At 32.0% G+C, this 11,639-nt stretch carries 13 protein-coding genes; 6 read left to right on the top strand and 7 right to left on the bottom strand.

All coding sequences use genetic code 11. The annotated features are described in order from the left end of the window. Positions 1–22: 22 nt before the first annotated feature. The 6 genes from ACOYLT_RS02260 to ACOYLT_RS02285 all read right to left on the bottom strand — a co-directional run bounded on the left by ACOYLT_RS02260 (position 23) and on the right by ACOYLT_RS02285 (position 5,256). A complete protein-coding gene (locus tag ACOYLT_RS02260; protein ID WP_422852218.1) occupies positions 23–778 on the bottom strand; it encodes a Bax inhibitor-1/YccA family protein in 756 nt (251 codons plus the stop codon). 25 nt (positions 779–803) lie between these two features. After that, entirely contained in the window at positions 804–2,234 is a 1,431-nt protein-coding gene (gene pyk, locus ACOYLT_RS02265) for a pyruvate kinase (protein WP_422852219.1), read from the bottom strand. A 5-nt stretch (positions 2,235–2,239) separates the two neighbouring features. Next, positions 2,240–2,728: an IPExxxVDY family protein gene (locus ACOYLT_RS02270; protein WP_422852220.1), complete on the bottom strand. Its 489-nt coding sequence runs from the start codon at positions 2,726–2,728 to the stop codon at positions 2,240–2,242. A gap of 113 nt (positions 2,729–2,841) precedes the next feature. Next, positions 2,842–3,582: a ribonuclease III gene (gene rnc, locus ACOYLT_RS02275; RefSeq protein WP_422852221.1), complete on the bottom strand. Its 741-nt coding sequence runs from the start codon at positions 3,580–3,582 to the stop codon at positions 2,842–2,844. A gap of 7 nt (positions 3,583–3,589) precedes the next feature. After that, the gene (gene fabF / locus ACOYLT_RS02280; protein WP_422852222.1) at positions 3,590–4,843 is read right to left on the bottom strand and encodes a beta-ketoacyl-ACP synthase II; all 1,254 of its coding nucleotides are present in this window, start codon (positions 4,841–4,843) and stop codon (positions 3,590–3,592) included. A 176-nt stretch (positions 4,844–5,019) separates the two neighbouring features. After that, positions 5,020–5,256: an acyl carrier protein gene (locus ACOYLT_RS02285; protein ID WP_007137004.1), complete on the bottom strand. Its 237-nt coding sequence runs from the start codon at positions 5,254–5,256 to the stop codon at positions 5,020–5,022. Between the two features lie 177 nt (positions 5,257–5,433). On the opposite strand from ACOYLT_RS02285, the gene ACOYLT_RS02290 reads away from it, so the two are divergent. The 3 genes from ACOYLT_RS02290 (at position 5,434) to ACOYLT_RS02300 (ending at position 7,751) form a co-directional block, all read left to right on the top strand. Next, positions 5,434–6,003: a phosphoribosylglycinamide formyltransferase gene (locus ACOYLT_RS02290; RefSeq protein ID WP_422852223.1), complete on the top strand. Its 570-nt coding sequence runs from the start codon at positions 5,434–5,436 to the stop codon at positions 6,001–6,003. Between the two features lie 9 nt (positions 6,004–6,012). Continuing rightward, positions 6,013–6,492: a ribonuclease HI gene (gene rnhA, locus ACOYLT_RS02295; RefSeq protein WP_422852224.1), complete on the top strand. Its 480-nt coding sequence runs from the start codon at positions 6,013–6,015 to the stop codon at positions 6,490–6,492. Positions 6,493–6,593: 101 nt separating this feature from the next. Beyond that, positions 6,594–7,751 carry an ATP-binding protein gene (locus tag ACOYLT_RS02300; protein ID WP_422852225.1) on the top strand — a complete coding sequence of 386 codons (1,158 nt, stop codon included), beginning with the start codon at positions 6,594–6,596 and terminating at the stop codon, positions 7,749–7,751. 109 nt (positions 7,752–7,860) lie between these two features. Here the strand turns inward: ACOYLT_RS02300 and ACOYLT_RS02305 are convergent, their stop codons facing one another. After that, the gene (locus tag ACOYLT_RS02305) at positions 7,861–8,181 is read right to left on the bottom strand and encodes a hypothetical protein (RefSeq protein ID WP_422852226.1); all 321 of its coding nucleotides are present in this window, start codon (positions 8,179–8,181) and stop codon (positions 7,861–7,863) included. Positions 8,182–8,401: 220 nt separating this feature from the next. Here ACOYLT_RS02305 and ACOYLT_RS02310 point away from each other — a divergent pair, with 220 nt between their 5' ends. The 3 genes from ACOYLT_RS02310 to ACOYLT_RS02320 are packed head-to-tail and all read left to right on the top strand — an operon-like array spanning position 8,402 to position 11,372. Further along, positions 8,402–9,142 carry a PKD domain-containing protein gene (locus ACOYLT_RS02310; RefSeq protein ID WP_422852227.1) on the top strand — a complete coding sequence of 247 codons (741 nt, stop codon included), beginning with the start codon at positions 8,402–8,404 and terminating at the stop codon, positions 9,140–9,142. Between the two features lie 2 nt (positions 9,143–9,144). Beyond that, a complete protein-coding gene (locus tag ACOYLT_RS02315) occupies positions 9,145–9,582 on the top strand; it encodes a histidine phosphatase family protein (protein WP_422852228.1) in 438 nt (145 codons plus the stop codon). A 17-nt stretch (positions 9,583–9,599) separates the two neighbouring features. After that, positions 9,600–11,372 carry an alpha/beta fold hydrolase gene (locus tag ACOYLT_RS02320; protein ID WP_422852229.1) on the top strand — a complete coding sequence of 591 codons (1,773 nt, stop codon included), beginning with the start codon at positions 9,600–9,602 and terminating at the stop codon, positions 11,370–11,372. Positions 11,373–11,639: the final 267 nt, after the last annotated feature.

The raw sequence follows: 11,639 nt of genomic DNA on the forward strand, positions 1-11,639 counted from the left end.
TTAAATATAGTGATTGAAATGTTTAATCTCTTCTTGAAATCTTTGAAAGCAATCGTAAAAACTCTATATAGAGCCAAACTAAGGTTATCATTAATCCCATAGCGCCATACCATTCCATGTATTTTGGCATTTTTTGCTGAACTCCTTTTTCTATTTGATCAAAATCTAAAAATAAATTAAGCGCTGCAACAATAATTACAATAGCACTAATCCCAATGCTCATCATAGAATTTCCATGATGAACAGGTTGAAAGCTTGTGAATAGCGTTAATAACCAAGATATCAAATAATAAGTAGCAATGGCTAAAGTAGCAGCAATAACAACAGATCTAAATTTTTCATTAACTTTAACTATTTCATATTTATAAAGTCCGAAACAAACCATAAAGGTTACAAAAGTGCAACTCACCGCTTGTATCACAATTCCGGGATACATAACTTCAAAAATTGCCGAAATACCCCCAATAAATAAACCTTCAAAAATAGCATAACCTGGTGCGAGATATCCTGAGGATTGCGGTTTAAATGTTGCAATAAGCACTAAAATAAACCCAACAATGGCACCTCCAATAGTCAACATCATAGGGTTTTGTCCGTTAAAGGTCATTATCCAAGTAATGGCTGCGCTAGCAATCAATAAAACTAACATTAAGAAACTTTTGTTAATAGTTCCCGAAACAGTCATAGTGTCGTTATAATCTATAACAACAGCATCATGAGTTACCTCGTTATTTTCTTTAAACGATTTTGTTTTAAAAAATGGATTATTTGAATTCATGTTATTAATATTTAAAAGTAATTATTTATTCTATTTCTGAAATTCTTAGTGTGTTTACCATTCCTTTATCAGCAACAGGCATAGCCGCTAGATTGATAAGCATATCCCCTTTTTTTACATAGCCATTGTCTTTTGCAATTTGGTTGATGTCATCAACAGTATCATCAGTACTTACAAATTTGTCATAGTAAAAAGCATTAACACCCCAAAGTAAATTTAACTGATTTAAAATTCTTTTGTTTGAGGTATAAACCAAAATATGAGCTTTTGGCCTCCAAGCCGATATTTGAAAAGCTGTATATCCACTATTTGTTAGTGTTGAAATAGCTTTTGCTTTAATATCATTTGCCATGGTTGCTGCATGGTAACAAATTGATTTAGTAATAAACCTTTTTGTTCTTACATGAGGAGGATTTTGTGGTACATTAATTAATGGAGAATCTTCCACTGCTTCAATAATTTGTGACATTTTTGCAATAACTTCTACTGGATAATTTCCAACTGAAGTTTCTCCCGAAAGCATTACAGCATCAGCTCCATCCATTACAGAATTCGCAACATCATTTACCTCAGCTCTTGTTGGTGTTAAACTAGTAATCATTGTTTCCATCATTTGCGTGGCAACGATTACTGGGATGCGCGCTGTTTTTGCTCTAAGAATTAATTTTTTCTGAATTAATGGAACTTCATGTGCTGGAATTTCAACTCCAAGGTCACCACGAGCAACCATTAAACCGTCACAAAAAGCAACAATTTTATCGATGTTTTCTACCGCTTCTGGTTTTTCAATTTTAGCAATTATAGGAATTTTATAATCTGAATGTTTTGCAATTAAGTCTTGTAATTCCTCTAAATCTTTTGGTGTTCTAACAAATGAAAGTGCTATCCAATCAACTTTTTGTTCAATAGCAAATATAGCATCCTTAATATCTTTTTTGGTTAAAGCAGGAAGGGAAACTTTTGTATTAGGAAGATTTACTCCTTTTTTAGATTTTAATGGTCCGCCTTGAATCACTTTACAAACTACTTCTGTTGTTCCGTTTGTTTCCAATGCTTCAAACATCAATTTTCCATCATCTAAAAGAATAAATTCACCCGGTTTTACATCGCGAGGAAACTCTTTGTAGTTCATGTAAACGCGTTCTTTTGTCCCCGGAACATCTTCGGCTGTTTGAAATGTAATGATGTCTCCAGGGCTAACTACTACATCTTCTTTCATAACTCCCACGCGAAGTTTCGGCCCTTGTAAATCAGCCAAAATTGCTGTATTGTATCCAAATTCATCGTTCAAACTTCTTATGATGTCAATTCTTTCTTTTACATCTTCATAATCAGCATGGGAAAAATTGATGCGAAACACATTCACTCCTGCATCAATCATTTTTTTTATCACTTCTCTAGAACTACATGCAGGACCAAGTGTTGCTACAATTTTAGTTTTTTTTCTTGTTGGCATTATACTTAAAAAATTAAATTATTTTTTGATTTTATTTTTTCAACTTCTACAGCATAAACTGTGCTGACTCTATCTATTTTTTTTATACAATTCGTAATTGTTTCTACCTCAATAGGAACTTCGCCATTTTCAATTTTTAAAAAATAGTTTACCTTTTTAAACTCTGGGATAAAATATATTTTTGTTGAAAATTTGTTATTGCTTTCTGCAAATAATCCTTGGTTATTTGTTTGAGATAAACTAAAAACATCATTTATATTTTGAATTAAATTCCATGAAATATCTTTCTTTTTGTCTTCAAAAATAAATCTTGAAAATTCTGACTCTCCTTCTTTAGTGCTTATTTGAATATTACAACTGCTTTTACTTAAATTGATTGGCAAGTTTTGATTAATATAATAGGCTAACCGATAATCTTCCAAAGGCGAATGAATAGCGATTAATTGATAATCTATTTCGTCAAAATCTCCAAGAGGCAATTTGTGAACGGCCATACTTTGCAATTTAAGTTGTAAATATAGTTTATCTGAAACAGATTATTACAAACAATATTTTAGGTTATCGTTATTTTATAAACGAAAACGTTATAGTTTTTTGAGAATCTGCCTTACTTTGTGTTAATTTTTTCTTGAAATGCAAAATAAGCACGTTGGGAAGCTTTTTCTTCTGCTTTCTTTTTTGAAGTTGCCCTTGCTTTTGCAATAACTTTGTTGTCGATACTTAATTTTACACCAAAATATTTTTGCCCATCAATGCCATTATCATCAAAAACATCATAGTGAAAAGATTTTTTTCCTTTTTGGCACCATTCAATTAACAAACTTTTGTAGCTAATTACTTTTCCTTCTAATTTTGCTATATCAACATAAGGTCTGATAACACTTCTTTGAATAAATTTTTGACAATAATTGTATCCTCTATCTAAAAAAATAGCTCCTACTAAGGCTTCAAAGATATTGCCGTGTATATTTTCACCAAAATGTTGTGTCGGTACTTTACTTTCTACAAATCGGATTAAATTTAGGTCTCTGCCTAACTCATTTAAGTGTTCGCGGCTTACAATTTTGGAACGCATTTTAGTTAAATAGCCTTCATCTCCAGCTGGGGCTTCATTATATAAATAAGCTGCTATGACAGAACTCAACATAGCATCTCCTAAAAACTCCAATCTTTCATAATTCATTGGATTTCCTTTCAAATCGATTCTGTTGGTGGAACGATGTGTAAATGCTTTTCGGTAATAAATAATAGATTGAGGTTTAAATCCTATGACTTTTTGGATTTCGTCAAAAAAAATCCCGTCCTCAGTCGAACGGGAATTTTTAAATATATTTTTTAGAATTTTCATCTAAAACTTAGTCTTCTAATTTTTTGAATAATACACATGCGTTGTGACCGCCAAATCCAAAAGTGTTACTCATAGCAACATTCACTTCTCTTTTTTGAGCTTTATTTAAAGTTAAATTCAAAGAAGGGTCAATATTCTCGTCAACAACAGTATGATTAATCGTTGGAGGGACAATACCATGTTTCATGGACAAAATTGAAGCTATAGCCTCAATTGCCCCTGCAGCACCTAGCAAGTGCCCAGTCATTGATTTAGTAGAATTGATATTGATGTTTTTAGCATGAGCACCAAAAACCGCACTAATAGCTTTCAATTCCGCCACGTCACCAAGTGGTGTTGATGTTCCGTGGGTATTGATGTGATCTACTTGATGTGGTGACATTCCTGCATCACGCAAAGTGTTTTCCATAACTGCGATTACGCCAATTCCTTCTGGATGAGGTGCTGTTAAATGATAAGCATCAGACGACATTCCTCCGCCACCTACTTCACAATATATTTTTGCTCCACGTGCTTTTGCGTGTTCATATTCTTCTAATACTAATGCTCCAGCACCTTCACCAAGCACAAATCCGTCACGAGTAGCATCAAAAGGTCTTGACGCAGTTTCTGGACTATCATTTCTGGTTGATAGAGCTTGCATAGAATTAAATCCACCCATGCCCGCAATGGTAACTGCTGCTTCTGAACCTCCAGATATAATAACATCACACATTCCTAAACGAATATAGTTAAAAGCATCAATCAATGCATTGGCAGAAGAGGCACACGCTGATACAGTTGTATAATTTGGTCCCATAAATCCATTTCGCATTGAAATGTGAGCTGGGGCAATATCAGCAATCATTTTTGGAATAAAAAAAGGATTAAATCTTGGCGTTCCGTCACCAGCTGCGTAACTCAGTACTTCTTCTTGAAAAGTTTCTAAACCACCAATTCCTGCTCCCCAAATCACTCCAACTCTATGCTTATTAACATTATCAGCAGTAATTCCAGCGTCATTGATCGCTTCCTCACTTGCTGCAACAGCATATTGAGCAAATTTATCCATTCTTCTTGCTTCCTTGCGGTCCATAAAATCTTCAATGTTGAAATTTTTTACTTCGCAAGCAAACTTTGTTTTGTGCTTTTCAGTATCATAGTAGGTTATAGGCGCGGCACCACTAACTCCATTAATTAAGGAATTCCAATATTCTTCAATGGAATTTCCTATGGGTGTTAATGCTCCTAAACCTGTTACTACAACTCGCTTTAATGCCATAATATGTTTTTTACAATTGTATTTAAACAAATAATACCCATGTTTCTTTCAAAGTTAATGTTTAAAGAGACAAGGGTATTTCAATATTTTGAGATTGAATATCAATCGGGTTTGCTTTTTAGTAAAAATAATAAAAACCCGTAAAAAATAATGATTCTTCACGGGTAAATTATTTATTATTTTTTTGCTTCTTCGATGTAAGAAATAGCTTGACCTACCGTAGCAATGTTTTCAGCTTGGTCGTCTGGAATTTGAATATCAAATTCTTTTTCGAACTCCATAATAAGCTCAACAGTGTCTAATGAATCAGCTCCTAAATCATTGGTGAAGCTAGCTTCTGTTACAACTTCGTTTTCGTCAACGCCTAATTTGTCTACGATAATCGCTTTAACTCTTGATGCAATGTCTGACATAATTTCTAAATTTTAATTTTAAATTGATTGGCAAAAATAAAAAACTTTATTTTAAAACAACCTTTTTGTTACTAAATGTGACGGCGAAATTAAAAAATATATTTTAAATTCTTACATATTCATGGTTTTAATTCAAGTTATTATTCTTTTTTTTGTGCTATGAAAATTGATTTTACCATGAAAAGAATTTTGTTTTTTGCTTCAGGCACTGGTTCCAATGTGGAAAACATCATTCACTATTTTAAAAAAAAGAATGCCGTTGCCATAGTTGGTGTTTTTTCAAACAACCCAGAAGCAAAGGTTTTAGAAAAAGCTAAAAACCAAAACATTAATTCACTAGTTTTCAATAGAACTGAACTAAACGATGGCGTTGTATTGAAAGCAATTGAAAAATTACGCCCTGATTTGATAGTACTTGCTGGTTTTTTATGGAAAATGCCCGAAGAAATTGTACATCAATATCATAACAAAATCATCAATATTCACCCGGCTTTATTGCCAAAATATGGCGGAAAAGGCATGTATGGCTTGAAAGTACATCAAGCGGTTTTTGAAAACAAAGAAGCAGCAACGGGCATCACCATTCATTATGTAAACGAACATTACGACGAAGGTGAATTCATTTTTCAGCAATCCGTAAATGTAGAAGATTGCAAAACAGCAGAAGAAATAGCAAACAAAGTTCAAGCATTAGAACATGACTATTTCCCTCAAATAATAGAAAGACTTCTAACTTCCAACATCTAACTTCCAACTTTGAACCACCAAGTCCACATCTACACAGACGGCGCTGCCAAAGGAAATCCTGGAAACGGCGGGTATGGTGTGGTCATGGAATTGGTTGGTTCGCAACACAAAAAAGAATTCTACGAAGGATTTCGGCATACTACCAATAACCGCATGGAATTATTGGCAGTGATAGTTGGATTAGAAAAACTAAAAAATCCTAATACGAAAGTTTTGGTAATTTCCGATTCTAAATATGTGGTGGATGCTGTAGAGAAAAAATGGGTTTTTGGTTGGGAAAAGAAAAACTTCACTGGTAAAAAAAACCCAGATTTATGGAAACGATTTCTGATAATTTACAGAAAACACCAAGTGGATTTCAAATGGATAAAAGGCCACAACAACCATCCTCAAAACGAACGTTGTGATGAATTGGCTGTTTATGCCTCGGGTTTGCCTAATTTATCTGTGGATGCTTTTTATGAAAAGGAAGAGGGAAAATTGTTTTAAATTAACCGTGTAATTTCAAAGTTTAATATAGTGTAATTTCAAAGTTTAATATAGTGTAATTTCAAAATTAGTTATATATTTGCAATTCTAAAACCTTCAATATGAGTGCAAATAGAAGAATTAAAATGGAAATGGATATTTTTAAAAATAAATATCCAATTTTGGCTTTAACCGGACCACGACAATCAGGTAAAACTACTTTTTTAAAAACACAATTTTCTGAATATGAATATGTAAACTTAGAGAATTTAGATCTAAGAAAATTTGCAACAGATGATCCGAACGGTTTTTTAGCTCAATATGATAAATACGTAATTTTTGATGAAGCACAGCGAGTCCCTCAGTTGTTTTCTTATTTACAAACTAAAGTAGATAAAGATAAAATCATGGGACAATTTATTTTATCTGGTTCACAAAATTTTCATTTGATGGAAAACATTACCCAAAGTTTAGCAGGAAGAGTAGCTTTGTTTAAATTATTGCCATTTGATATTTCAGAAATGCAAGAGGCAAATTGGTTAAATGATGATTATGCCATAAATCTTCAAAAAGGATTTTATCCTGCAATTTACGACAGAAACATCCCTTCAAAAGCTTTTTATTCCAATTATGTTCAGACTTATGTCGAACGAGATTTATCGGAATTAATTCATGTAAAAGACTTAAAACAATTTCGAAATTTCATTTCATTATGTGCAGCAAGAGCAGGACAATTGCTTAATCTCAATTCGTTGGCTAATGATTGTGGTATTTCGCAACCTACTGCAAAATCATGGCTTTCTGTTTTAGAAAGCAGTTATATTGTGTACCAATTGCAACCTTATTTTTCAAATTTCAATAAACGCGTTACTAAAAGTTCAAAGTTGTATTTTTACGATACAGGACTTCTTTGCTTTTTGCTAAAATTAAACGATGCCGAAAGCGTAAAATTAAGCGCGTTAAAAGGAAGTTTGTTTGAAAATTTTGTAATCAATGAATACATCAAAAAAAATTATCACAATAATTTACTTTTAGATGTATGGTTTTGGCGCGATGCGGTAGGACATGAAATAGATTTAATTTGGCAAAATTCAGAATTTATCAATCTAGTCGAAATTAAAGCATCCGAAACTATTATGACCGATATGTTTAAAGGATTAACTTATTTTGAAAAATTAAAACCCAATTTAATTCAAAGTAAGGCAATAGTTCATACCGGATTGTTTAACCAACAACGAACTTTGGGTAAAGTAATGAGTTGGAAGGAAATTGTTTTGTAATTTGTATTTACAAAACGAACGGTGTGATGAATTGGCTGTTTATGCATCAGGTTTGCCTAATTTATCCGTTGATGCTTTTTATGAAAAGGAAGACGCGAGGTTGTCTTGATTACTGCTGCTTCAACAACAAATTATACTCTTCCAATAGTTTCAAGTACTTATCTTTCCAGTATTCTGCGTTGAACGCTTCTTTTTCATAAGCCGTTGGTGATTCGTTACCTTTTAGAGAAGTTGAAAGTTCCTTTATAGAATCACTAAAATCGTGATGAATAATTTTTCCTATTTGCAAAACCAAATCAAGAGAAACAGTACTATTTTCAAACATCAGATACATCCACCTTCTACTTTTTCCCATTCGCTTGGCGAGTTCTGTAATGGGAATGCCACTTTTATAAATAGCTTCTTTTAGTATTTCTCCTCGGTGTTGCATGATGCAAATGTTTACACTTATGTGAGAAATTTATTTTATATAAAATGCACATATTTGTGTAATTAATTATATATTTGTTTTCAAAAGCGTGTAATTACTTTAAATATAGTGAATTAATTCGGTATAAAAAAGTGGAACGCACCCCAATTGCATAGTTAAACAAAAAACCAAGGCGGAACCGAAAAGCCAATAGAGTAGGAAAATTAAACTTATTTATGTTATGAAAAATTGTATTAAAGGAGTATCAATGTTATTTATTATTGCTATGTTTTTTGGGTGTTCAAAGGATGACCCGAGTTCAACATCAGCACCAACAGTTGATTTTAGTTATTCAGGTGCAAATAATCCTGCGCCGTCAACTGTATCATTTACTAGCACCACAACAAATGCTACAAATTATTTATGGGACTTTGGAGACAATGGTAGCTCAACATCAGCAAATCCTCAACATCTTTATACGACAGGAGGAGTTTATACTGTTAGACTTACAGTTACAGGGGCAGGAGGCACAACATCAATTTCTAAAACAGTAAATATAGGTGCATCATTAACAAATGTAAAAATTAGTAAAGTTACTATTGTTAATATTCCTTTTACAAAACTTGGTGGTACAAGTGGATGGGATCTAGACGGAACAGGACCTGATGTCTTTTTTCAGATACAAGACCAAAACAGTACTGTTTTGTTTGATGTTACATCTGCTAATAGATTGAATAATGTTACACCTTCAATATTGCCGTTTTTTTGGACCCTAACAAATCCTTTTGTAATTACCAATCTAACACAGTCAAGATTTATTCAACTTTTTGACTATGATTTAGGAACTCCAAATGAAGATATGGGATATGTAGGGTTTTTAATGTCAAATTACACAACTGGTTCAAGTGCCTACCCATCATCAGTTACTGAAACTAATTCAACATATGGAATAACTGTAAAATTAGACTTAATCTGGTATTAATAATGATGAAAACAATTTATTTAATAAGGCATGGAGAGATAGACAAATCAAGTTTGTTTTTAGATGAAAATGGAATCAAATTTAGTGAAAAAATTGTTGAATATTTTAGTGATATTGAATTAACTTATTTGACAAGTTCAAATGTTATTAGATGCATAGAAACCATTTTACCTCTATCAAAAGATAAAAAACTAAATATAAATACTTTTGATGATTATTCATTTAAATCTTTATTACCATTATCATATTGTAAGTCACATGAAAATACTAAATCATTAATTTGTTATAGATTGGAGTTTTTAAATTGTTTATTAATTGATTTAAATCAAGAGCCTATAAATAATGATAAAGAATCTAAAGATAAGTTATATAATCAGATAATTCAAATTCAAATTGATGATAAATATGAAATAAAGTCAGAGTATATTAAACTAAATTAAGCGATTAAACAAAACTTATGAAAACATTAATACTATTATCAATATTACTATTTGGAACATTGCTCCAAACAAAAGCACAAAATGTCTTATCACTAGTGAAACCGAGATCAGAGATATCATTTGGGTTTAGTAATCAATTATTAATGCCAAATGTATCGAATAAAAATGTTTTAGCTGCTCAAAATCTTCCATACCCAATAATTTTTATCCATGGATTAAATTCTAGTTCGGATACTTGGATTGACATGGGTATTAATTTAATTAATGAAGGATTAAGTTTTGGAGGAAGAATAGATTTTTGTCTAAATGATGACGGCAATAATTACACTTCAAATAAAAATATTTGGACAAGTACAAATAATAATATTCCAGCAGCAGATATTGCATTGTATTCTAATTACAATACTGATTTATCAATAGCAGATTTTTACTTTATAAACTTCAAAATTGATAATTTTGGAAGATTGCCGAATGATGCAAATTTTAGCGATGTTTTGAGTAATGAAGCTGCAATTGCAAAACAAGGTGTTGCATTAAAACTTGCTATTCAAATGGTTTTACTCAAAACTGGTAGAGATAAAGTAATTTTGATGGGACATAGTATGGGAGGTTTAGCTGCAAGGGAATATGTTCAAAATCCTAGTAATTGGCAGCCAGACGGAAATCATCATGTAGCTAAACTTATTACTACAGGCACGCCACATGGCGGATATACGGGTACTAATAACCCTTTTACTGCTGGAAGAACAGAAGCTTATAGAGATTTAAGAAAGGAGTATTCTTATACTGGATATGAAGGAGTATATCTATATGGAGGTTATGAAAATTCTTCGATAATAAAAAATGTTTTGTTGTTCCCCTTTTATAATGTAGATGTAAATTGTAATGGTATAGATGAAGACAATACCTATATTACTGGACTAAATTACAAAACGTGGATTAGTTCTTTAGATTATTCATATATAATTGGTGTTTGTACAAATTGTTTCACATTACAAGCAAATATTGAAGGTGATGGAATAGTGAGAAGTGTTAATGCCGACTTAAGTAGTTTTACAAATCAAACACCACTTCCAACACCAAAAAATGAATTTATTTATACCGCAGCTCAAACAGGTATTATTGGCTTACACTCTGAATTACCTCAAGCAATACCAGTTAATTTTCGAGGTTTAGACGAGCCAAACGAATACAACCTTGCTTATGAGGTCAATTTTTCAAATACATATAAAGGGTTTATTACCGTTCAACCAAATGGCGGTTATCCTTATGATTATGATGATTATAAATTTTCAGTAACTTCAAATAGTCAAGTCAGTGTGTTAATTAATAATACATTTTCAAATCCTATTTTCGCAAGAATCTTAAACTCAAATAACTTTCAAGTGGGACAAGAACTAACAGTTAATAGCGGTTCTAATGCCTTAACTCTAAATCTTTCAGCTGGATTATATTATTTAGAAATTTACACAACAGCAACAAGCACAAGTTACCTTTATCCTTATACTTTTACTTTATCCTCCACTCTCTCAAGCCCAGATTTCACTTCTTCCGATTCATTAAAAATATACCCCAACCCAACCACCTCAAATGTTTACTTCGACAACACCAATTCCAACTTCAAAGAAGTATCAATCTACAATTATCTAGGTCAAGAAGTGTCTAAAACCAGCTTTGCTTCTTCTATTCAAAATCAAGAAATAGATATGAGTACTCTAACAACTGGGGTTTATGTTTTAAAGTTTAGTGACGGAAAAACGAGTAAAACTGCAAAAATTATTAAACAATAAGTAGCAAAATAAAATAAATCATGCCTCACCATCGTGAGGCATTTTTGTTTCAAAAACTTTTAAACTTCTAAACAAAAACGTAACTTTACATTTTAGTTGTGGTTGTTATTTAACAAAACCCATTTAAAAGAAAATTTAAGAGGCATGGCGGTAATTAATAATCCAAAATGAACAAAGTTTCTATACGTTTTTTTGATGATCGTGAGGTTCGAGCCATTTGGGACGAAGACAACAGTAAATGGAGGTTTTCGGTCCTAGATATTGTTG

Source organism: Flavobacterium sp. (assembly GCF_049318185.1).
GTDB lineage: Bacteria > Bacteroidota > Bacteroidia > Flavobacteriales > Flavobacteriaceae > Flavobacterium.